This window comes from Sphingobacterium mizutaii, assembly GCF_900187125.1.
GTDB lineage: Bacteria > Bacteroidota > Bacteroidia > Sphingobacteriales > Sphingobacteriaceae > Sphingobacterium > Sphingobacterium mizutaii.
In genome coordinates this window covers 2,710,706-2,733,890 of the sequence record NZ_LT906468.1, presented here as the reverse complement: position 1 = coordinate 2,733,890, position 23,185 = coordinate 2,710,706, and the positions used below count along the sequence as shown (strand labels likewise).

20 protein-coding genes are annotated in these 23,185 nt (G+C 38.7%); 7 read left to right on the top strand and 13 right to left on the bottom strand.

All coding sequences use genetic code 11. The features are described from left to right. Positions 1-6: 6 nt before the first annotated feature. Together CKW03_RS11770 and CKW03_RS11765 are read right to left on the bottom strand one after the other, a co-directional pair. Positions 7-975, bottom strand: a complete 969-nt coding sequence (locus CKW03_RS11770; RefSeq protein WP_093097142.1) for a helix-turn-helix transcriptional regulator — start codon at positions 973-975, stop codon at positions 7-9. Positions 976-982: 7 nt separating this feature from the next. Next, positions 983-1,819: an MBL fold metallo-hydrolase gene (locus CKW03_RS11765; protein ID WP_093097139.1), complete on the bottom strand. Its 837-nt coding sequence runs from the start codon at positions 1,817-1,819 to the stop codon at positions 983-985. Positions 1,820-2,022: 203 nt separating this feature from the next. On the opposite strand from CKW03_RS11765, the gene CKW03_RS11760 reads away from it, so the two are divergent. From CKW03_RS11760 to CKW03_RS11750, 3 genes are all read left to right on the top strand, one after another. Beyond that, positions 2,023-3,147: an aldo/keto reductase gene (locus tag CKW03_RS11760; RefSeq protein ID WP_236736468.1), complete on the top strand. Its 1,125-nt coding sequence runs from the start codon at positions 2,023-2,025 to the stop codon at positions 3,145-3,147. Positions 3,148-3,209: 62 nt separating this feature from the next. After that, positions 3,210-3,662, top strand: a complete 453-nt coding sequence (locus CKW03_RS11755) for a putative quinol monooxygenase (protein WP_093097137.1) — start codon at positions 3,210-3,212, stop codon at positions 3,660-3,662. 166 nt (positions 3,663-3,828) lie between these two features. Then, the gene (locus CKW03_RS11750; protein ID WP_093097134.1) at positions 3,829-4,032 is read left to right on the top strand and encodes a hypothetical protein; all 204 of its coding nucleotides are present in this window, start codon (positions 3,829-3,831) and stop codon (positions 4,030-4,032) included. A gap of 784 nt (positions 4,033-4,816) precedes the next feature. Here the strand turns inward: CKW03_RS11750 and CKW03_RS11740 are convergent. Together CKW03_RS11740 and CKW03_RS11735 are read right to left on the bottom strand one after the other, a co-directional pair. After that, the gene (locus tag CKW03_RS11740; RefSeq protein WP_093097129.1) at positions 4,817-7,006 is read right to left on the bottom strand and encodes a glutamine synthetase III family protein; all 2,190 of its coding nucleotides are present in this window, start codon (positions 7,004-7,006) and stop codon (positions 4,817-4,819) included. Positions 7,007-7,208: 202 nt separating this feature from the next. Next, positions 7,209-10,004 carry a S9 family peptidase gene (locus CKW03_RS11735; protein WP_093097126.1) on the bottom strand — a complete coding sequence of 932 codons (2,796 nt, stop codon included), beginning with the start codon at positions 10,002-10,004 and terminating at the stop codon, positions 7,209-7,211. 99 nt (positions 10,005-10,103) lie between these two features. Here CKW03_RS11735 and CKW03_RS11730 point away from each other — a divergent pair, with 99 nt between their 5' ends. Beyond that, positions 10,104-10,838, top strand: coding sequence for an SIMPL domain-containing protein (locus CKW03_RS11730; protein ID WP_093097124.1), 735 nt, complete (start codon positions 10,104-10,106; stop codon positions 10,836-10,838). Between the two features lie 809 nt (positions 10,839-11,647). On the opposite strand, the gene CKW03_RS11725 is transcribed toward CKW03_RS11730, so the two are convergent. The 7 genes from CKW03_RS11725 to CKW03_RS11695 all read right to left on the bottom strand — a co-directional run bounded on the left by CKW03_RS11725 (position 11,648) and on the right by CKW03_RS11695 (position 19,071). Further along, positions 11,648-12,097, bottom strand: coding sequence for a PepSY-like domain-containing protein (locus tag CKW03_RS11725; protein WP_093097121.1), 450 nt, complete (start codon positions 12,095-12,097; stop codon positions 11,648-11,650). A gap of 36 nt (positions 12,098-12,133) precedes the next feature. Then, entirely contained in the window at positions 12,134-12,577 is a 444-nt protein-coding gene (locus CKW03_RS11720; RefSeq protein WP_093097118.1) for a PepSY-like domain-containing protein, read from the bottom strand. A 76-nt stretch (positions 12,578-12,653) separates the two neighbouring features. Continuing rightward, the gene (locus CKW03_RS11715) at positions 12,654-13,937 is read right to left on the bottom strand and encodes a sensor histidine kinase (RefSeq protein WP_093097114.1); all 1,284 of its coding nucleotides are present in this window, start codon (positions 13,935-13,937) and stop codon (positions 12,654-12,656) included. Next, positions 13,937-14,608: a response regulator transcription factor gene (locus CKW03_RS11710; RefSeq protein ID WP_093097111.1), complete on the bottom strand. Its 672-nt coding sequence runs from the start codon at positions 14,606-14,608 to the stop codon at positions 13,937-13,939. The genes CKW03_RS11715 and CKW03_RS11710 overlap by 1 nt, the downstream gene beginning before the upstream one ends. Before the next feature lie 61 nt (positions 14,609-14,669). Then, positions 14,670-16,754 carry a TonB-dependent receptor gene (locus tag CKW03_RS11705; RefSeq protein ID WP_139185449.1) on the bottom strand — a complete coding sequence of 695 codons (2,085 nt, stop codon included), beginning with the start codon at positions 16,752-16,754 and terminating at the stop codon, positions 14,670-14,672. Positions 16,755-16,792: 38 nt separating this feature from the next. Beyond that, entirely contained in the window at positions 16,793-18,082 is a 1,290-nt protein-coding gene (locus CKW03_RS11700; RefSeq protein WP_093097108.1) for a BamA/TamA family outer membrane protein, read from the bottom strand. 98 nt (positions 18,083-18,180) lie between these two features. After that, entirely contained in the window at positions 18,181-19,071 is an 891-nt protein-coding gene (locus CKW03_RS11695) for a 1-aminocyclopropane-1-carboxylate deaminase/D-cysteine desulfhydrase (RefSeq protein ID WP_093097106.1), read from the bottom strand. A gap of 64 nt (positions 19,072-19,135) precedes the next feature. Between CKW03_RS11695 and CKW03_RS11690 the strand changes: the two genes are divergently transcribed. Next, positions 19,136-20,167 (top strand): RluA family pseudouridine synthase, encoded by a 1,032-nt coding sequence (locus tag CKW03_RS11690; protein ID WP_093097103.1) that lies wholly within the window; start codon positions 19,136-19,138, stop codon positions 20,165-20,167. A 15-nt stretch (positions 20,168-20,182) separates the two neighbouring features. Beyond that, positions 20,183-21,040: an aminotransferase class IV gene (locus CKW03_RS11685; protein ID WP_093097100.1), complete on the top strand. Its 858-nt coding sequence runs from the start codon at positions 20,183-20,185 to the stop codon at positions 21,038-21,040. 4 nt (positions 21,041-21,044) lie between these two features. Here CKW03_RS11685 and CKW03_RS11680 read toward each other — a convergent pair whose 3' ends face one another. Next, a complete protein-coding gene (locus tag CKW03_RS11680; RefSeq protein WP_093097098.1) occupies positions 21,045-21,503 on the bottom strand; it encodes a hypothetical protein in 459 nt (152 codons plus the stop codon). Positions 21,504-21,651: 148 nt separating this feature from the next. Continuing rightward, positions 21,652-22,242: a YceI family protein gene (locus CKW03_RS11675; protein ID WP_093097095.1), complete on the bottom strand. Its 591-nt coding sequence runs from the start codon at positions 22,240-22,242 to the stop codon at positions 21,652-21,654. Between the two features lie 350 nt (positions 22,243-22,592). On the opposite strand from CKW03_RS11675, the gene CKW03_RS11670 reads away from it, so the two are divergent. Further along, positions 22,593-23,180, top strand: a complete 588-nt coding sequence (locus tag CKW03_RS11670; protein ID WP_093097093.1) for an ankyrin repeat domain-containing protein — start codon at positions 22,593-22,595, stop codon at positions 23,178-23,180. The last annotated feature ends 5 nt before the right edge of the window (positions 23,181-23,185 follow it).

Below are 23,185 nucleotides of genomic sequence, written 5' to 3'. Positions count from 1 at the left end.
GAAATACTATTTTATGTTGTTTTGTATAGCCTGAAAGAGTTTATTAAAGCTGTGCTTAAGCTCTTCAGGCTCTTTTATTTCTATATGGTCCCCAAACATCATCAGCCATCTCGGGAATTCATGTTCTATGTCGCGGCTTTCAAAAACCATCTCTATTTTATCCCCAACCTTAGCTTCAGATACATATCCATAAGTATTTCTTTGCCAGCGTATAAAGGGAGCGAAATCACGGCTAACCAGAATCTTGGATTTAATCTTGGGTAGCTCTGGAGATTTCTGGTTGGACATATATTCCTCAATGCTGATATGTCTTTTGCTGAATTTATTTTCCAGTGCTGTTACCTGGGCTATTCGATCACTCCTGAACTGCCTGAAGTCCATCCGTTGAAGGCAATAAGCAACGATATACCAAAAGCCTATCTCGTGGACAATGCCGATAGGTTCGATTATCCTGAGGATGGCTTCATCATCCTTGATACCTTGGTATTCAATTTGGATCTGGGTTTTATTGGCAATGGCTTCAATGGTGCTGCTCAATACATGGGGTACCTTTTCAGGGAAGATCGGTACATGCTGTTTCCGCATGATGATCTGTTCCTGCATATTGGTCACCATGTCTTGGTCATTGCTCTTTAATATCGCCTTGATCTTCATCAATGCGGAAGAGTAAAGCGAGAAACCAGCTTGATCCAGGTATTTCTCGGCTAGTTTCTCCGTGGCGACAAAGCAAAGGGCTTCTTCCTTACTGAAGGAGACCGGCGGGAGCCGATAGCCATCCATGATGCTATAACCCATTCCAGCTTCGCCGATGAGGGGGACTCCAGCTTGTTCCAAGCTTTTGATATCCCTATATATGGTTCGTAGGCTGACATCAAATCGATCGGCCAATTCCTGCGCCTTTACAACCCTTTTGGATTGTAATTGAATCAATATCTCAACAATACGGTCGAATCTTTTCTTGATATCTACGGACATGAATAGCTTAGATTTCGCTTAATTTAAAAGTGTCTTTCAGTCTAATTCCTTTTTCAGTGTACTGCAATGTTGCGCATTCATTTACGGAATCATGCTCGAAGAACATGATATATTCATTATCAACGATCTCTTTCCAATAATCTTGTCTTTCCTGCATGGTAACCAATGGTCTGACATCATAACCCATGACATAAGCAATTGGAATATGGCCTACAGAAGGAAGCAAGTCTGCCATGTAGAGAATGGTTTTGCCTTTATATTGGATCTGCGGAAGCATCATAGCTTCGGTATGGCCATAAGCAAAGCGCATTTGGATCTCTGTATCGTATTGTGGGCTTTCAATATCGATGAAATTGAGCTGACCACTTTCTTGGATAGGCATGATATTCTCCTTTAAAAAGGACGCTTTTTCCCTAGGATTCGGATTTACGGCCCACTCCCAATGCTCTTTATTCGACCAATACCTTGCATTCTTAAATGCCGGCAGCAGCTTATCACCCTCTTTTTTAATGGCATCACCACAATGGTCAAAATGCAAATGAGTCAAGACCACATCCGTAATGTCATCACGATGGAAACCAAGTTTAGCTAAAGACTTATCCAACGTATCGTCGCCATGCATATGGAGGTGGCTAAAGAATTTTTCATCCTGCTTGTCGCCGATCCCAGTATCGACCAGTGTCAATCGCTTGCCATCCTCAATTAGCATCAAACGGTTTGCCCAGGTACATAAGTTGTTTTCGTCAGCTGGATTCGTTCTCTGCCAGAGGCTTTTTGGTACAACGCCAAACATGGCACCACCATCTAATTTGAAAAATCCAGTATCTATGCTATGTAGTTTCATTTGTGATTACATTTAATGTTCTCATTTGGCAGGTAAGCCAAGTATTATAAAATTGATGTTTTATGTCGGCTAAACCAAGTATAATTTGAGATTTTCGGTATAATGAAAGTCAAAAGTAAAATTGGTAGTTAATCCTGTAATCCATATAAGCATTTAATTGTCTATTCTACAGACCTTTGGAATACATTAAACCATCAGAGAATATGAGAACAAACAATCGTAGAGAATTTTTAAAGAATGGAGCATTAGCAGGATTGGGACTGATCAGCTCCAATGTTTTATTTGCTAGTTCAACCATGGAAATAAATAAAGACAGTAGCCTCAATTTTCAGGAAACAGGAAAGAGGCTGTTAGGATCTGGAAAACATCAATTGGAAGTATCCGCATTTGGTTTAGGCTGTATGGGTATGAGTTATCACCGTAGTTTCGTTCCTGATCGTCAGGTAAGCATAAATCTAATAAGAAAGGCAGCTGAATTGGGTATTAATTTCTTTGATACTGCCGAGGCTTATGGTCCATGGATTAATGAAGAATTAGTAGGAGAGGCCTTACAGCCTATTCGGAAGGAAATATTGATTGCTACCAAGTTTGGTTTTGTGGACGGCACACCGGCGAAAGGATTGGATAGCAGACCAGAAACGATCAGAAAGGTTGTTGACCAATCGTTGAAGCGTTTAAAGACTGATTATATAGATCTATTGTACCAACATCGGGTTGACCCGAATGTGCCGATGGAGGATGTTGCTGGAACGGTAAAAGAATTAATCCAGTCCGGGAAAGTCAGGAACTTTGGATTGAGTGAAGCCAGTGCAGAAAATATTAGGAAAGCCCATGCTGTACAACAAGTGACGGCTTTGCAAAGTGAATATTCCTTGGTTACCCGCCAACCTGAAACCACAGTGATACCTGTCTGTGAGGAGTTAGGGATAGGTTTTGTTCCTTATAGTCCATTGAGCAGGGGTTTGATTACAGGTTATATCAATGAACGAACCAAGTACAATGCGAACAATGATAATAGACCAGCATTGCCGCGCTATCAAAAGGATGCCATTATCGCCAATTGGACTCTGATTGATGCGCTGAAGGATTTTGGAGACTTGCGTGGTTTGACCGTCGCTCAGGTAGCTCTAGCTTGGTTATTGGCACAGAAACCATTTATTGTTCCTATTCCAGGGACCACCAAACTGGCTCATTTGAAGGAAAATTTTGATTCGAGAGAATTTCAATTTAAACCTGAAGAATTGAAGGAGTTGACTGCTGCATTGGACAAAATCAAGATTGTAGGTGAGCGAGCAGTGGGCCAACAGGCAAGCCAGATCAATAATTAAGGTTTGTAAACCCAACAATTCTGATATTATTTGGGTTGTAATTGAAGAAAATAAATCACGCTATGGAAATTAAGTTGAATTTGAGGTATTTATTGGGTTTTATTCTGGTTTTTTCTTTTGGAAATCTCTTTTCGCAGGAAAAAGCTGTGGATTTGGGTGGAAATAAACAAATTCACTTGGTTAGGATGGCAGAAATTGAGGTAATTCCAGAATATTGGGAAGAATATAAGGAAATCTTGCTCTATGGAGCTCGAGAGTCCGTGGAGAAGGAGGAAGGAGTGATTTCCATTTTCCCGATGGAGATCCAGGCTGAAAAATATAAGATCAGGATTCTCGAAATCCACAGAGATCAAAAAGCCTATGAGGACCATATCAAGTCCAAACATTTCCAGCATTATAAAACCACCACCTTGAAAATGATCAAGGATTTGAAATTGGTAGATATGAATGCCTTAGATGTGGGACTGATCAAGAAGATCTTTATTAAAGAGGGTATTGCAGAAGAGAAAAGGTAATTACCGTAATTGTGGTATCTGAAACCGTAATAGATATAAAAATAACAAGGCTAGAAGTGGGATATTTGAGGAGTTAGTTTGTTATTTTATTAAAGAATAGCATCAATTGAGGGGAAAGGGAAATCCCCTCTTTTTTTTTTGAATTAGGATGCCGCTCACCCATCGGATGGGCCAAGAGCTGGTATTGAGTCAGGATGAAATGGATAAGAGGATGGACCAAGAACTGGTATTGAACCAGGATGAAATGGATAAGAGGATGGACCAAGAACTGGTTTTGAACCAGGATGAAAGGGATGAGAGGATGAGCCAAGAACTGGTTTTGAACCAGGATGGAATGGATTGGAGGATGGACCAAGATCATTATGCATAATGTGTCAGTCTTGGAACTATCCACTCTTTATTTGAAATGGTTTTCTTCATTGGAAATGAGCCGGGGGCTAAAGGACTTCCTTCGGAAGTAGGGACGTTTGTAGAAACCCACAGCGTGGGTGGAATCTTTATAGAAAATAGATGTACGAAAAGGCCAACCCACAGCGTGGGTGAAATATTTTTCAATAAGACTTTCAGCAGAGTGAAAATAGTTTGCTCATCTTACGATTTCGCAATGAGACAACGAACCATAAAAAAACAAAAAATAGATTCTTCGTTTCACTCTGAATCCCTCTCTGGAATATCCAATTCTGAACGAGTAGTGAAGAATCTGTACGGTTCTCTATTATTAATGCTTGTCATTCTTTACCGAAGGTAAAGGACCTGTACGCCAATGCAATTATGACACAGGAAAGGAAATAGTTCTTGGTCCATCCTCGGATCCCTTTCATCCTGGTTCAAATGTCAGCGGGTTTATGCAATAAACCCCTACCTACATTTCGGTAATACTGGCTTTCGATCTTGGTCCATCCTCGGATCCCTTTCATCCTGGTTCAAATGTCAGCGGGTTTATGCAATAAACCCCTACCTACATTTCGGTAATACTGGCTTTCGATCTTGGTCCATCCTCGGATCCCTTTCATCCTGGTTCAAAAGCGGGTTTATTCAATAAACCCCTACGAAAGTGGTGCAAAACTGCGTTTTGTTCCCACTCCCCACCACAAAAAAAGGGGCAATCTTTGCAGAAGCCCCTTAATGGTTATTGTTTCTTGTTTAGTTAATGCTTAGTGGATAAAAAGCAATTCGCGTAATTTTGGCAAAGGCCATTTTGCATCATCAACGATTTTTTCAAGTTTGTTGACGTGGTAGCGGATTTCGTCGAAGAATGGTTTTACGACTTCGTCGTAAGCGATTGCTTTTTCGCGCATGTCTTCGATGGTGTTTGCTTTTTTACGGGCTTGACGCATTTCCTCGGCTTGTTCAAGGATAATGTTCACATGCTTGGAGATACGTTCAACATAGTTCAGTTGTGAACTATAAGCTTCTTTGCTTAGACCTAAATCTTTAAGGCCCTTTACGTTTTCAATCAATTGGTTTTGATAGATCAGACATGCAGGAGCAATTTGGCTAGTTACCACATCGCCAATCACACGAGCTTCAATCTGAAGTTTCTTGAAGAAGTTCTCCAATAAGATCTCATGTCTTGCTTCCGATTCACGTCTTGAGAAGATTCCTAGGGTTTCGAAAAGCTCAAGAGATTCTGGTTTTACATAGACATCAAGTGCTTTTGGCGTTGATTTGATGTTAGAAAGACCTCTACCTGCTGCTTCGATTTCCCATTCTTCGCTATAGCCATTTCCTTCGAAACGAATCGCTTTTGAATCTTTGATATATTTACGGACTACGTTTAAGATCGCAAGGTCTTTTTTAATTCCTTTTTTGATTTGTTTATCAACCTCTGTTTTGAATTCAATCAATTGTGTAGCAACGATTGCATTCAAGATGGTCATTGGCAATGCCGAGTTTGCAGAAGAACCAACTGCGCGGAACTCAAATTTATTGCCGGTGAAAGCAAAAGGAGAAGTACGGTTACGGTCGGTGTTGTCCAATTTCAAATCAGGGATTTTTGGGATACCGTGCCATAAGTTAGCATCAGCCTTAACTTTTTTGGCAACGCGAGCAGATTCTACCTCTTCAAGGATTTCATCTAATTGAGAACCTAAGAAGATAGAGATAATTGCTGGGGGAGCTTCATTGGCACCAAGACGGTGGTCATTGGAATGACTTGCAATAGATGCTCTCAATAAATCAGCATGCTCATAAACAGCTTTGATGGTGTTCACGAAGAAAGTCAAGAACATCAAGTTGTTTTTAGGAGTTTTGCCAGGAGATAGCAGGTTCACACCAGTATTGGTGATCAGGGACCAGTTGTTGTGTTTTCCAGATCCGTTAACTCCGCTATATGGTTTTTCGTGCAATAAAACTTTGAAGTTGTGACGAATGGCAACTTGTTCCATTACGTTCATCAACAATTGGTTATGGTCGATAGCCAAGTTGATCTCTTCAAACATAGGGGCACATTCAAATTGAGAAGGAGCCACCTCGTTGTGACGAGTTTTCAAAGGGATACCTAATTTCAAGGCTTCGTTTTCAAGGTCAACCATGTAAGCTAATACACGTTCCGGAATTGCTCCGAAGTAATGATCTTCTAATTGTTGTCCTTTAGCTGACATGTGTCCGAATAAGGTTCTTCCAGTCAATTGTAGATCAGGACGAGCATTATATAAGGCAAGGTCAACCAAGAAATATTCTTGTTCGATACCTAAAGAAGCATTTACTTTGGTAACGGCTTTATCAAAATACTGCGCAACATCAGTTGCAGCTTTGTCAATAGAAGCGATAGCTTTTAGTAAAGGCGCTTTGTAATCAAGGGATTCGCCAGTGTATGAGACGAATACAGTAGGGATACATAAGGTCTTGCCAGCACCAGTTTCAAAGATAAAGGCAGGGGATGAAGGGTCCCAAGCAGTATATCCTCTAGCTTCGAAGGTATTACGGATACCGCCATTCGGGAAAGAAGAAGCATCTGGTTCTTGTTGTACCAATGCATCTGCATTAAATTTCTCGATTGCGCTTCCATCAGAATCTGGTTCAAAAAAAGCATCGTGTTTTTCAGCTGTTGATCCAGTCAAAGGTTGGAACCAGTGGGTATAATGCGAAGCACCATTTTCTAGGGCCCAAGTTTTCATAGCTTGCGCAATGAAATCCGCTAATTCTCTGCTGATTTGTTTCCCTTCGTCGATAGATGATTTTAATTCGCTAAAAGTAGACTTTGGAAGGTAATCTCTCATTTTTGAGATGCTGAACACATTTTTGTTGAAAATGTGAATGGCGCGTTCTGAATTTACCTCAGTAGTTTCATTGAACATGTGCTTTGAGGCAGTTTCAACTGCGGATAGTCTGGAGTTTAACATGCTGTTAATATTAAATATACTTAAGTTTTTGTTGATTACTGAATTATTTCTTCTAAATTTTTATCAAAAGTATAGTAAAAACAATTTACTTGGATAAAATTTTTGAAAAAAAATGAAAAAACTGAAGATATTTAGTGTTTTTTAACAAAAACAGGTGGTAATTTCTAGAAATTACCACCTGTTTTAATGGAGTTTTGTAAAATTAGTCGACTTCAAGTCCCCAATCTATACCTTTTTCAGTTGCTTTGACACCTTTCTTAATCCAATTAGCAGCTGCTTTTCCTTTTAGGAAGTGATCAAAGAATTGAGCTTCGCGGATTTGTATGTCTTTTCGGTTCTGTCTTTGGATTAAGTTATGGTCATCACCGTTATAATTCAATAACCAAACCGGTTTATTCAACCTTCTCAAAGCTGTGAAGAATTCAATACCTTGGTACCAAGGCACTGCTCCATCATTGTCATTGTGCATAATAGCAACCGGAGTGTTCACCTTATCCATAAAGAATAGGGGTGAGTTCTCGATATATAAGTCCCTAGCTTCCCATAATGGTTTTCCGATGCGGCTTTGGGTATTTTCATACTGGAACTGTCTTGACATACCTGTTCCCCAACGGATTCCACCATAAGCAGAAGTCATATTGACAACCGGAGCACCAGCCCAGGCTGCAGCATACATATTGGTGCGAGTGATCAGGTGGGCAACTTGGTAACCACCCCAACTTTGTCCTTGGATTCCCATTTTGGTTGAATCAACCCAATTATTGTTCCTAGCTAGGAAATGCATTCCTGAATTAATAAATTCTTCAGCGGATCTACCTGGGTAACCAGTTTCATAACGTATATCTGGAGCAAAGACCAAATAGCCATTACTTACAAAATAAGGGATGTTCAAACGCGATGGGGTTGGAGCTGGAGCTTGGTAAGTATATAGCCCATCAGATAAGGTTTCATAGAAATAAGCGATAATAGGATATTTCTTGTTAGGGTCGAAATCTTCTGGTTTATATAGGATACCTTCGGATTTATAACCTTTAGGGGTTGTCCAATGAACCAATTCTGCTGTTCCCCAGTTATAATTTGCCTGTTGAGGATTAATATCAGATAGCCTAGTTTCGTTTTTAAAGTTGGCCAATAGATATAGGTCAGGAGAATGCTGGTAATCTTCCTTGGTATAAATGATCTTGTTTAATTTTTCATCCGCACTAAGCATTCTATAGGTATGAGGACCTGACCACAACTTGCTGATGTCTTTCTTACCTAATTTATATAGACCTTGGATTTTATCTATTTTATTGAAACCATTTAAGAAAACGGTCTTTGATTCATCGATCTGGTTATGATTGATTCTAGGATCATCATTTTTGAACAGTTCTTCAATACGATAAACCATCTGGTTTTGTCGTCCTTGACCATTAGTTAGATTAGTTTTGGTTTTACCATCCAGGCTCAGCTTCCAGATATCATATCGATCATTGATATAGATGTTTTTGCCATCTTTGGACCAACCCGCGATTCCGTAGGGTCCAGGAGCTGCAGGAACGTCATTTTCTTCATCCACGAAGCTAACTGGCAATCCTTCATTTAATTGTTTGCTGGTTTCTGAAGCAATATTGAAGCTGTACCAATTTCCATTGCTACGATTGAAGTAGACAATGTAATCTCCATTTGGAGATAAGGAGGCATATCCGGAATTTGATTTAGTAACCAATTTATTTTTGCCGGTTAAGGTAGAGATTGCATAAATATCGGAACGCATACCACCTTCCCATTGGGTCTCTATCCTGTATTCCTTGTCAGAAGTCGCCATAGCCCATTCATTGTCGGCATCGCCTGTTAAGGAGATTCTATTGAAGGTTTCATCCGATAGAGGGATAACATTTCTATTGGAGGCTAAATTAATCATAGCCGTATAGTTCCTAGAAAGATCTCTTTTTAAGTTCACCAATTGCATAGGTTGCAGATAGTCATCTTGCCAATGCCAAATATCCACTTTTGCATGTTCGAATTCTACCAATGTGGTATCCTTTACTCTTGGGATTGGAGCCAGACCGAAAAACAGTCTTTTGCCCGATTTGCTAAAGGTTAAGGCGCCATCGCCAGAAACAAACCAGTTTTGAGGAATCCCATTTGAATTTCTATCGGCCAATATCACTGCTGAATCTTGGGATGCAGTATAATAGTAGAGCTTAAATTCTTTTAATAGTGATTTTTCTGCTGTTTTGTCCGCCAAGAAACTCAATTGCTTTGTAGCGTCGTCAAACTGTATGTTTTTATAGTTTCCTTTTCCAGAGCTGATTTTCTTTTTGGATTTGTTTGCCAAGTCCATAATAAATAGGCCTGATTCGTTCAAAGAGTCCTTTTCTGGGCCTTTAATGGAGTAAACTAGGAACTTTCCATCATCACTCCATTCGTAACTATCCGCTTTTAGAATATTGCTTGTGTCGGCCGTATTTAAATTTAGGACGGTTAAAGTAGATGTGGGTTTGTCTTTTTTCGATCCCGACTTTGTTTTGCTGCTATCCGAAGTACTTGGAAGTTTAGTTTCATGCAGGAAGGCAACAAAATCATTTCCATTTCGGGCGATTTTATATGATTTGACCTGTCCAAATTTATTGGTCTGGTTCTTTGCGATATTGAAGACCAAAAGAGAGTCCTTTGGCATTTCATCAGGCTTCTTTTTCTTGATCTTTGCCTGTCTAACCTCTTGGAAAGAAGCTTTGATTAAGCTGACCAAATGTTTTTCATCTTTAGTCAACTTTAAATCTGCTCCTCGAGGGATTTGAATCAGATTTTGGTTGTTGGCATTTTTTAAGATGGCAGTGGCATCGCCCTCTTGTGGAGTAATGCTATAAAGAATAAGATTTCCAGATTTGCTGATCTCGGGTTTACTGATAACATTCCAGGAATCATAAACAGTGTGATCGATTGGTTTTTTCTGTGCATACGTTAGGGAAATTGCACTTAAACCAAGAAGTATTAAGCCAAATTTACGTTTCATATAATTTGATGTTTGGAATTCCAATAATACCCAAAATTTGTTAACTTAGGTTAGGTTAAAGGATAACAATTTTAGTATAATCACATTAACACGCTTTATATGAAAAACACAGGGATTATTATCAGTATTATCGCCGGCCTTTCCATCATTGTTTTTGCTATGATCTTTGGTAATGCCTATAAGTATAAGTACAAAAATTCCAATACGATTAATGTGACCGGTAATGCGATGACCAATTTTGAATCTGATATAGTGAAATGGTCAGCGGTATTCAGCCGTAAGTCCATGGATTTGAGCGAGGCCTCTGAACAATTGAAGCGGGACCGTGAGTTGGTGAAAGACTTTTTGGTTCGCCAAGGAATAAATGAGAAGGAAATTTTGTTCAATGCCGTTAATATTGCCCGTGATTTTAACTACCATACCGACCAAAACGGTAATAGTTTCAATACTTTTACAGGATATAGCCTTTCCCAAAATGTTTCCATTGAGTCGAAAGATTTAGATAAAGTGGCTAATGCATCCCGTGAAATCTCCACTTTGATTTCGCAAGGAGTGGAGTTGGCTTCCAATGCGCCGAATTATTATTTCTCTGGCCTTGAAGACCTGAAATTAAAATTAATCTCCGAAGCGTCCCAAAACGCAAAAGTTAGAGCTGAAAATATCGCCAAAGAAGCTGGATCCTCATTGGGATCCCTTGTGAAAGCAGATTTAGGTATCTTCCAGATCACCGGCCAGAACGAAAACGAAGAGTATTCCTATGGTGGTGCCTTTAATGTGACCTCAAGAAAGAAAACCGCGAATATTACGGTGAAGACGAGTTATTTATCGGAGTAGTATTTAGTTTAAAGTATTTAGTATTTAGACTTTTGGTGGACTTGGTATTTGAACCAGGATTGGGTTCGACTCCGCTCACCCACCGAGGATCCGAGGATGGACCAAGATCATGGTTTGAACGTAGTTTCTAAGACTATATTTAATCATATTTCCGTAGGGGCGAATCGCATTCGCCCGCTTCATATTCTGAATAAATAATAGGTTTGTAAGACGTAATTTCCTACATTTTCGGTTTCCGCCACGGTGTCATTCTGACGCAGGAAGAATCTCGGAACCATGCAAACCTAATTTCATTGGCGAACAGGTCCTTGATCTTCGATCAAGAATGACAAGAAAATGTTGAGGCATTCACGTACAGATTCTTCACTGATCGTTCAGAATTGGAAGCCTCCTGAGAGGGATTCAGAGTAAAACGAAGAATCTATTTCTTATTTTTTAAGGATGCGGGTCATTTCGAATCGCAAGATGAGAAAACTGTTTTTTGTGAAGCCTGCTTAGTTCCGAGACCATTCGGCCGAGCCTTCAGGGTGACACAAAAGGGTTATAGAAAAATATTTCACCCACGCTGTGGGTTGTCCTTTTGACGATTCACCTTTCTATAAATATTTCACCCACGCTGTGGGTTGACCATTTCAAACATACAATTTCTAAAAATATGTCACCCCCGCCGGGAGTTTTCTCTACAGTAACAAACTGTCTAAATACTAAATACTTTCTACTAAATACTATTACGGATATAAAAAAAGGTCCTATGATGTTTCACAGGACCTTTTGTCTAAATACTAAATACTTTCTACTAAATACTCCCACTACGGATCTATCCTAACGAATTTACCGTCTTTGTCGAATACGAGGTCTAGACCGTTTGTAAGTTCGACATCGTAGCCGTGGTTTTCTCTTTCGATGCTATTGATGCCAGCATTAGCATAGTTTTGTTTTACATAGTCGTTGATAGCTGTAGGGATCAAATTTTCTGGTAGTCTGGCGGTATCGGCTTTAGCGTCGATATCTAACCATTGACCGTTTTTGTCGAATTTGATCTCGATCCCATTATCAAGAAGTACATCGAATTCTTTTCCAGAAAGGCCTTCTTTTTCTTCAACTACAGAAAGGATTTTCACGCCGCTGAAGTTATCCTTTAGGAATTGATTTGCGCTTTGAGGAAGTTGATCTTCAGTGATTACTGATTCTTTATCACAAGACATCGTTAATGTTGCGATTGAAAACAGGACAGTTAGTGCTAGAAGTAATTTTTTCATTATAAAGTTTTATTAAGATTATTGTGTGTAATTCAATTAGTCATCAATTTTGATGAAGTCTGCATTTTTGTTGAATTTAACTTCGATTCCGTTTGTTAATTCAATTTCATATCCCTTTTTATCTTTTTTAATCTGAACGATTTTATTGTCAGGGAAGCTCTTTTGAACGTATGATTTGATTTTTGCAGGTACAATATCCTGAGGTACAGCCGCGGTATTGGCATCTACTTCAGTCCAATCTCCTTTAGAATCGAATTCTACTTCAGTTCCACTTGCTAAGACAACTTTATATTCGATTGGAGATAGAGTTTCCTTTTCAGATTTAGTCAATGCAACCTTGTCATTGTTATAATGATTTTGTAGAAAGCTTTGTGCTGTTTTTGGCAAGTTTGCAACTTCTATAACCTTTTCTTGTGCGATTGCTTGGAAAGAAAATCCAGCAATAAACAATACCATAAGTGTTTTTATTAGATTTTTCATGTCGTTTAATTTTTTGTTTAATCAAATTTCTATGTCAAATCTGGAAAGAATTAGGAAAAAGAAGTTTTTTTAAGAATTATTTAAACTTTTTTAATTTAAAATGCTGTTCCGCCTGGGCATATTCATATTCTATATGGATATGGGGGTATTTGTCTAGGATCGTTTGGACAATGGAAAGCCCTAAGCCATTAGATTGGCTATCTTGGTTGCCTTTATGGAAACGTTTGAAAATATATTGCGGATTTAAAGCTCCCGAATCGCTGCTATTAGCAAAATCAATTACATTATTACTGATGGTGATTCTAATATGACCTTCTTGGAAATTGTATTTAATGGCGTTCCTGAGGAGGTTGGATATTAAGATATGGGCAAGATCCAAATTCAGGTTTGCAATAAATTGTTCATTTTGTACAAGATCGACCTTAATTTCCTTAAACTGGATGAAATCTTCCAATTCCTCTAGCTTTTTGATGATAAGGTCATTGAAATTGACTTCCGTGCTGCTACTGTACTGGTTGTTTTCAATTCTTGATAGCATTAATAAGGATTTATTTAATGCCACCATTCTATGCAAAGCTTGCTTTGCTTCTGCTATTTTAATGGTTTTTTCCTCTGGCAGATCTCCTTCTTGCAATAGTAGGTCTAATTTTCCAATGGTTATCGCTAGGGGAGTCTGCAATTCGTGTGATGCATTCTCCAGGAATAGCTTTTGCTCTTCAAAAAGACCTTCATTACGATCTATCATTTGTTTGATTTGGGAATTTAACTCTTCAAACTCCTTTACCTTGGTGATGGTTGGTTCGAAGGTTTTGCTATGACCAAACCGGTAATTGCTCAGGTTTCTTAAAATTTTCTGGAAAGGTTGCCAACCCTTGCTCATAACGAAGTAGTTGATGACCAAGATGCTCAATACAATGACTAGGTATAAAACAGCAAGAGCGATGGCGAGATTGATCAGATAATCATCTTCTTCGACAGTGGAAGTCCTGATATCTAAACCGTAGGCTTTTCTATCCTTGGAATAGAAACCAGTCTTTAAGATCCTATAGGGTTCATCTTCATCATCATAGGGCATATACATCAATTCCCTAGAAAAATGGTTTTTATCAATATCTTCCTTGGGTTGAATGGGGTATATCTTGAATTGGTTTATACCATATTCTTGGTTATTGTTGATAATATCGGGGTTGTTGTAGGCTTCACGAATGATTTCTAGCTTTTGGTTCTTTAACCCATCGTCGATGTTGTCATAAACTTCGTCCATGAGGAAGGCATAGAACAGCAAGGCCCAAACTGCCATAATGATCAGGATGGCAATCGCTAGAAACTTATTGGTGTAATATTTAATCGAAACCGACATTATACTAGTTTATATCCGACTCCATACACCGCTTGAATATCCATGTCAGCTGCAGAGTCTTTCAATTTCTTACGGATGTTTTTTATTTGTGAATAGATAAAGTCCAAATTATCGGCTTGGTCGGTATGGTCGCCCCAAACGGACTCTACCAAACTTGTTTTCTCCAATAGCCTATTTGGTCTCAGGAGGAAATAATGGAATAAATCAAATTCCTTGCGATTAAAGGCGATATCGGTATCATTGATGAGAATAATCCTGCTTTCTGGATTTAAACTGACATTTTTATATTTAACCCATTGTTCGCCATCATTGGAATTCCTTCTGATGATCGATTTGACCCTGGCTAGTAATTCAGCAAGATGGAAAGGTTTGGAAAGGTAGTCATCCGCACCTATTTCCAGACCCAATACCTTATCTTCAACGGAATCCTTTGCAGATAGAATCAATACAGGTTGTTTCTTATGTTCATCCTTTAGTGCTCGGAGAATGTCCAAGCCACTTCCATCCGGTAGCATAATATCAAGCAATATGCAGTCATATTGATAATTCATGGCTTTTTCTAAGGCTGTATTGTAATCCATAGCTGATTCAATCAGGAAGTTTTCAGATTTAAGGAATTCTTCAATGGTCAGCAATAGCTCTTTCTCGTCTTCAATAATTAGTATCTTCATCTTAATTCAGTTTACAATAAAGCCAATAGATTCTGGAAAGATTCTGGAATAAGTAGGATCCTTACATAATCACTTTGACACCGGCATAAAAATTCCGAGTAGGCGCTGCATTAAAATAACGGTTTCCCATTGCATTTATGTCATTTCCAAGGCTGTATTTTTCGTCCAGTATATTATCTGCTCCTGTAAATACCTGTAATTTATATTTGCTTGAGATTGGGGTAAGCCAAGAAATTTTAGCCTGTAACACATGGTATTTGGAGGCAGAAACGGTGTTCGCATCGTTTAATGGGATGCTTGAAGTAAAATTATGTAATAGGTTTAAATCTATATCTTTAATGAACTTGAAAGATAAAGTATTTGCCCAAATCCAGTTTGGAACGGAGGTTACTTTGTTTCCATTGAAGTTGTTTTCTCCAATTACATAATCTTTGAATTTATAATCTTGATAAGTAAGGTTGCTGGAGAGAATCAGACCGTTTAGGAATTGAGCATTTTCGTTGGCAATCAATTGGGTCAATATCTGAGCTTCTATTCCTTTTTGATCAATTTTTCCAGCATTTTGGAAGAATTCATTTCCGGCTTCATTCAACTGTCTGATGATAGCATTATCCATTTGATAGTTATATGCGGCAAGATCGGCAATAAATCTGCGATCATGGGTTTCAAAACGGATTCCAGCTTCGTAATTGATTCCTGTTTCAGCATTTAGGTTTTGGTTGATCTTATTATCGGAAGATCTAACTTCGGCAATGGTAGGAGTTGAGTAGCCTTTGGATATGGAAGCTCTCAAAGCAAAGTTCTCGGTCGCTGCATAGGATAGACCTAGCCTTGGCATCCAGCTTTTGTCAAAATTGATTTCTCCATTTACATTATCTTCCCCTTCAGCTGATTTTTTAAAGTTTATGTTGTTGAAATTAAGTCCAATAGAGGCTTCTGCTGTAAGTTTTTGGTAAAGTTTGGTTTTGAACCTATAGAAATAAAAATGTTGTAGATTTTCTAAGTAATCATCATCTGTTTGAGATCCTCTAACCCCCAAATTGTTCTTGTAATTGTTGACATTGTACCAACCTTTCTGGCCTTCTCCGCCTAGTTGCATCTCCCATAAGAAATCTTCTTTATCTCTGTTTTCATAAGAGAAGTATGTTCTAAATCCTAGGTTTTTCTCTGTTCTTGTTTCGTAATTTGTGATAAATGGGTTTTCAAGGTCAGTATAACTTCCGAAGACGGAAACCACGTTTTTCAATCTATTGCTGATTTGGTATTCATTGCTAAGGCCTCCAATAAAGGTTTTGTTATAAATGGCAGCCTTTTGGTCCTTAGCGCTTGGGAAAGGTCCACCTGCTGGTCTAAACTGTGTTGGGTCCTCATCGTACTGCTGTTGGGTCAATCCTCCAGGAGTTTGATAGCCCATATCTGAATAGAGGGCGAATCCTTTTAATTTGCCATAGGCATTATATTTCCATTGATGTGCGGTTTGGAAAAACAATTTGTCCATTGCAGTATGTTGTCGGTAGCCGTCGGACCTCAAGTAAGCTTGATCAAATGAAAAGTTATAGTTTTCATTGACTTGATGGTTAATTTGCAGCTGCTCATGGAATAAGCCAAATGAACCTCCAGAAATCATTAAGGACTTTTCATTATTTATTTGGCCAAAACCTTCAGGGATAAATCGGATAACACCACCTGAATTTGGTCCATATAAAGAACCATCTGGACCTTTGATGATTTGAATGCTGTTGATCCCTACAGGGTCCAAGATGTTTAAATAGGTATTCCCGCTGGCATCGGTAAAAGGGATTTCATCCAAATATATCTTGGTGTTGCGGACTCCAAAAGGGGAGCGGAGCATACTTCCACGAAGGGCAAGTCTATAGCTGCCGGGAGATCTTTCTTCCATCCTTAAACCGCTGGTTGTATTGATGGCGCTCAGGAAGCTGCTTGGAGCCTGAGATTCTATTAATTTTTTGGTCACTACTTTTGCTGAGGTTGTCAGGTCAAGCATGGCTTGAGAATTGAAATGAGCTTTTATTTCGATTGGAGCTATTTCATTTATACTGGTATCCTTTGTGATAGTTTGTGCATTTGCCGAAAGGAGGGAAATTGACGTCGTAAAGCTGATTAAGCCAAGTTGTTTTAAATACATGTAGGTTAATATTGTTTAAAATATTAATATATAAATAATTAGAATGCTTCGTTTAGACCTAAGAATAAACCGTGCTGCCCAAATTTACCAAAAGCGTAGTCAATACAAAGATTAGTTCGGGTAGCTTTGTTAAATAATAATCTCAGGCCTGCGCCGGCTGCGGGCTGCCAAGTTTGGAATAACTTAGTTCCCATTTGGTCATTGGCGGTTTGGATATTCGCAAAGACCACTCCGCTCAAGAATTGATTTCTCAATATCGGGTACCTATATTCTACTTCAGAATAAAAGAAAGAGCTTCCTTTAAAATATCCCATAGTATATCCACGGCCACTGCGGGCATAGGTGTCTTTTGCCGTACCCGGTAAATCTATATAGGGAAGCTTTCCGCCGAGATTGTATGAGCCAAAGTTCCAAAAGGCAATAACATGGTTAGGTCTATCTGTTGATAATTGCCAATATTTTCGGAAATCAGTTTGCAATTGATAGGCATTATGGGTGCTTCCAAGCCAAGTTTGGTTCATTCTGAGGACCATATCGACATAATAGCCTTTATATGCTGAGTTAGGATTGTCCCTTGTCATGTATTGCATGTTCAGCATAAAGCCATTGTTGTTTACTCGTGTGGGATCGAAATTATTCCATCTGCTGTAAATTTCGACGGGTGCCATATTTTCTGCACTTCCAACTGTGCTTAATTGTCTTTTTAGTTCGAAAAATACACCGACACCTACAAACGCTCCGGGGAATAGCTGTTTATATACCCTCTCATTGATGGTATATGCCATATACCGATTGACAAATCGCTGTCTTTCGGGGTTATTCATGATGAGTTCTTCCTCAGTTGGGTTCTCCAAGGTTCCGCCTATTCCTAAACCATAATCAAGGCCTACGGCTTTTGCTACCATGGCACCACCCTTAATATTCCATTTATTGCCGGGAGTATAGATATCGTGCAAGAGGTAGCCTACGATAATCCCTCGGGTAGTGGCACTTAAAGCAGTAGCAGCAATGGACATGGTGGTGTTTGGCTCATTGCCAAGTACTTTACCGCCCACCGCTTTTATTCCAATCTGTGCACCGATGGAGGGGTTATAGTTGATATTAGGTAAATAGGAAATTGCAGATCTTTTGCCAGAGGGCTTTTTGTTGTCTTTTTTAAATGGATTGATATCCCTAAATGCATCTACGATGTCGTAAAGATGGGCAGTTGGTAGGACACTATCCCTTTGTTCTTTCGTACTTACCGTATCATGGATTTGTATTTGCAGCGCGAAGGAAGGTAATTGAGCTAAGACAAATAATAGAAGTAACGACAGCTTTATGCGCATTTTATTTTTTTATTATTGGTTGATTTAGTGGTAAATGCTGATCCATTAGCCGTAAAAATATTATTAATTAGTGAATCCACTTTAAGATTAATGTCATTTTACTTGCTGAAAAGATCGAGATGGCCCAATAGGCCAGTGATCCCACCTGTATGAATAACCAATATTTTGCTTTTCGATTTGAAATAACCTTTCTGAATTAGGTCATATACGCCATACATGAGCTTGCCTGTATACGTTGGTTCGATCATGATTCCTGTAGAGCTGACAAAATTTTTGATAAATTCTATCAATTCTGGTTTTGTTTTGGCATAGCCAGAAAAATGGTAATCAAGATGCATGTAGATCTTTTGGGGATCTATATTCCATTGGGAAAAATCCTGCAGAAGGGAATCGGCACCCTTTAAGACAGGAATGCTATGCACTTGACTATGAAAGTTATTTTGTTCAATTCCCAGTTGAAGTCCAGCAACAGTAGTTCCTGTTCCTGAGGCTACAAAGATATGATCGTAATGTTGATTGAGTTCCTTGATTATATCAGCGCAGCCTAATAATCCGAGTTCAGATTTACCGCCTTCATCAATAAATAAACTGGTTTTGGAGTCATGATTTTCGGAAAATATCTTTTCTTTATTTCTGTAAGATTCACGGTCAACAAAGATAAGTTGGAGACCAAAGATCCTACACATATCCAGAACGGGGTTCCTGACTTCTTCTCCACGGACATAAGCGATAGCTTTAAACCCAAAAGTTGCCGAAGCTGCTGCGCAGGCGAGGAGATGGTTGGACCAGGCTCCTCCAAAGGTTACCAAATGGCTGATATCTTTAGACTTTGCGTACTCCAGTTGATATTTTAATTTACGCCATTTATTCCCAGAAATAAAGGGATGTATTTTATCATCACGTTTGATGAAAAGCCTGATTTCCTTTTCTTCGAAAATAGGGTCGATTATTTCTTCTTCGGGACTGAAAATTTGAAATGGCAAATGCATGGGTTAAAATTATGCTTTTTTCTTGCAGGAAATAGAATGATTATAAAAATGCTATTTTTGCAGCATGGTAGATCATTTGGATAACGAACAAGAGGAGCAGGAGCTCTATGAACATTTAAGGATTGTTGCGGATAAGGGGCAAGCTCTATTGCGCATCGATAAATTCTTGATGAATAGGGTGGAAAATACTTCGCGAAACCGAATTCAAAATGCCATTGATGCCGGAACGGTGAAGGTGAATGACAAAGTGATCAAAGCGAGCTATAAGGTAAAGCCATTTGATGTTATTACGGTGGTATTGCCAGATCCTCCAAGAGATACTGAGGTCTATCCAGAAGATATTCCATTGGATATCATTTATGAAGATGATGATGTGTTATTGGTTAATAAAGAGGCAGGTATGGTGGTACATCCAGGCTTTAACAATTACACTGGAACCTTGGTCAATGCCTTGACTTTTCATTTAAATCAATTGCCAACTTTACCGGGCAATACAGGTCGGCCGGGTTTGGTTCACCGTATTGATAAGGATACATCTGGCCTTCTCGTCATAGCCAAGAATGAATGGGCGATGACCTTTTTAGCAAAACAGTTTTTTGAACATAGCATAGCCAGGAAATATGTAGCCTTGGTATGGGGTGACATTGCAGAAGACGGCACTGTTTCAGGTTATATAGGTCGCAACCTGAAGGATAGGAGGATCATGGATATGTATGATGATGAAGAAAAGGGCAAATGGTCAGTTACTCATTATCGGGTCCTGGAGCGTTTAGGCTATGTGACCTTGATCGAATGTCAACTTGAAACAGGTAGGACGCATCAGATCCGTGCCCATATGAAATCCATTGGACATCCCTTGTTCAATGATGAGTCCTATGGTGGTGACAAGATTTTAAAAGGGACTTCATTTTCTAAGTACAAGCAGTTTGTTGAGAATACATTTGCCTTGCTTCCACGTCAAGCCCTGCATGCCAAGAGTTTAGGATTTATTCATCCAAAATCTAAAGAATTTTTGCATTTTGAGGTACCAATGCCGGAAGATTTCCGTTTAGCATTAGAGAAATGGAGAAGTTACAGCTCAATTAATCAAAGTTAGATTCTAAAAATATTTATGCCCACACATTTTATTAACTACAACGGTACTGTGGTACCTCAAGATATGGCTATTCTAGACGTCGATAGCCGCGCATTCAGATATGGTGATGGAATTTTTGAAACCATGCTATGGAAGGATGGAGATATCCGATTTTTAGATCTTCATTTGGAGCGATTGCAGGAGAGCCTAAGCATGTTGCATTTTGATGATGCAGATCAATTCAATGCATTCTTTATTCGCAGTAAAGTGGAGGAATTGCTTCGTAAAAACAGTATGGTTGGTCAGCAAGCTCGCGTAAGACTAATTGTATTCAGGCAAGGAGGAGGCCTTTACAGTCCAGAATCCAATAAGGCTGCTTACATTTTGCAGGTGGATCGAAAACCGGAGACTCTAAGGGATAAAAAAACTGGGTTAATCATTGATATATATACTGAGTATAAAAAGGCTTATTCAGAGCTTTCTAAGATAAAATCCAATAATGCCCTGATCTATGTTATGGCAGGCTTGTTTAAGAAAAAGAATGCATTCGACGAAGTCTTGATCCTGAATCAGTCGGGTAATTTATGTGAGGCTTTGGCATCGAATATTTTTATCTATTATGACAAGGTTTTGTACACGCCTGCATTATCTGAAGGATGTATTGCCGGTGTGATGCGTCGAGTGGTAATGGATATGGCGCAGGAGCAAGGGATTGAGGTCGTTGAGGCAGAAATAAAACCAGATATCGTAAAGGTCGCTGATGAGATATTCTGTACCAACGCCGTTGAAGGTATACAATGGGTGATGGGCTATAAGCACAAACGCTATTTCAATAAGGTATCAAGGATATTCCAAGATCGACTTTTGTCTTGGTCTTATGAAACTGAGGAATAATTTATCACATTAACATCTTTTTAAGCAGGATCACCTGTCCAAGGTGATAATAGGCGTGTTCTATCTGCCCATCGATATTTCGGATATATGATCCATATTTTTCATCGAAGAATTTTTCTTGAAGTTTAGATTCATGTAAATCTTCAATGGATTTGGCGAAGAGTTCAGATTGATCCATTAATTCATCTTTTAGCTGTTGCCATTCTTCATCGTTTAGTAATTCGCTAGAAGGGAAACTCAGGGAGTCTTTTATGTCCAATTGTCCTGATTTGAAAAAGTGGTTTATGCCCTTTATGTAATATAGGACGTGGAAAGTAAGATCGTATATGCGATTGATATTGGGGATCTTTTTCATAGCCAAGTCGAGATTGACATCTTTCAATTCTTTTTGCCAGTTCGTGTTTGCGATCCAGGTTCCGGAAAGCATGACCTCCCTAAATCTATTTGCAAGATATTTGCTCATATATCGGTTTATTAAATAGCTGTAATCCAGTTGATAAACCAAATATAAAAACAAAAGGGATAGCATTACACTATCCCTTTTACATTAATATATAGTTATTTGTGATTCAAGGCTTAAATCAATGTAGATTAATTTCCCCTCTTTAGAATTAGTTTTTAACCAATTCCACATTTACAGTGATGGCTACTTCAGGAGCTACTGCATCGATTCCGGCAGCGGTTTTATCGGCATATTTGATATTGTAATCAAAACGGTTGATCGAAGTTGTTGCTGTAAATCCAGCTCTAGTTTTTCCCCAAGGATCTAGGATTGTTCCGTTGTTTTGGATTACATCAAAGGTTACATTTTTTGTCACGTCTTTAATAGTAAGGTCTCCAGTTAATTTGAATTTACCTTTGCCGGCTTTCTTAAGCGTAGCATTTTTAAGGGTCATTTTAGGGAATTTCTCTGCACTGAAGAAATCATCACTTTTTAAGTGATTGTCTCTTGCTTCAATTCTGGTATCTATACTGTTTACATCAATATCAAATGAAACTGTAGCATTGTCAAAGTTCACTGAATCTTTAGATTCTACTTGACCTTCTAGTTTGGTAAAATCTCCATCAACGAAAGAGATTCCTAGGTGTTTGATTTCAAAACGAGCGTTCGTGTGTGCTGGATCGACTGACCATTTCGTTTGCGCGAATGCAACGTTGCTAACTAAAATCAGGGCTGTAAAAAAGCTTAATAGAGTTTTCATATTCAATATATTTTAATTTCGTTTTTGTTTAATACTGCAAATTTTGGGATAAAATTAAACATGCACATTGATCTATGATAATAAATGAAAATAGATAGAAAATGTTTTAAAATGAGAGGTCTTGAAGCTGATTAGCTACAATAAAATATAGATTGACGAATGCTGTGATGTGATGTAAAAATTAAATATATTTATTGTGATTTTAGGTAGTAGAGGGCTTATTATTGAAGTTAATAAATTCAATGAAGATTGGATTAAAAAGAGCTGTTTAATAGAAGATTTTGAAATTAATATAATTGACAATATAGTTGATTATTCAAAATCTGAAAAAAATACAATGAAAAGCAAACATGAAATTAGGACCAGAGATTGAAAGTGCAGTAAAGAGAGGAGATACTGTTTACCTTGAAAAGAACCTCAATGATAGCAACATCAATGAAGTTAATGAACAGTCGCAAAACCTATTGATGATTGCGACCTATCAAAATGATTATCCAATGGCTGCTTTTTTGGTAAAGAGGGGGGCTGATCCCAATCAACAAGATGAATTGTTGAACAGTCCTTTTCTGTATGCTGCGGCCTCAGGTTATTTAGATCTAGTGAAATTGTACCTGGCTTATGGAGCTCGCTTTGATGTTTTTAACCGCTTTAATGGGACTGCGTTGATTCCAGCTGCAGAGAAAGGGCATGTTGAGGTTGTCCGTTTATTGTGCCATACCAAGAATTTCCCTATAAACCATATCAATAAGTTAGGCTGGACTGCATTACTGGAAGCTGTGGTCTTAGGGGATGGAAGTAAAGATTATGTAGATATCGTAAGTATCCTACTGAAAGGAGGGGCAGACAAAAGTATCGCCGATAAGGATGGCGTATCTGCATTGGATCATGCCGAAGAGAAGGGTTTTTCAGAAATAGCGGAATTACTGCAGATGTATTAATTAGA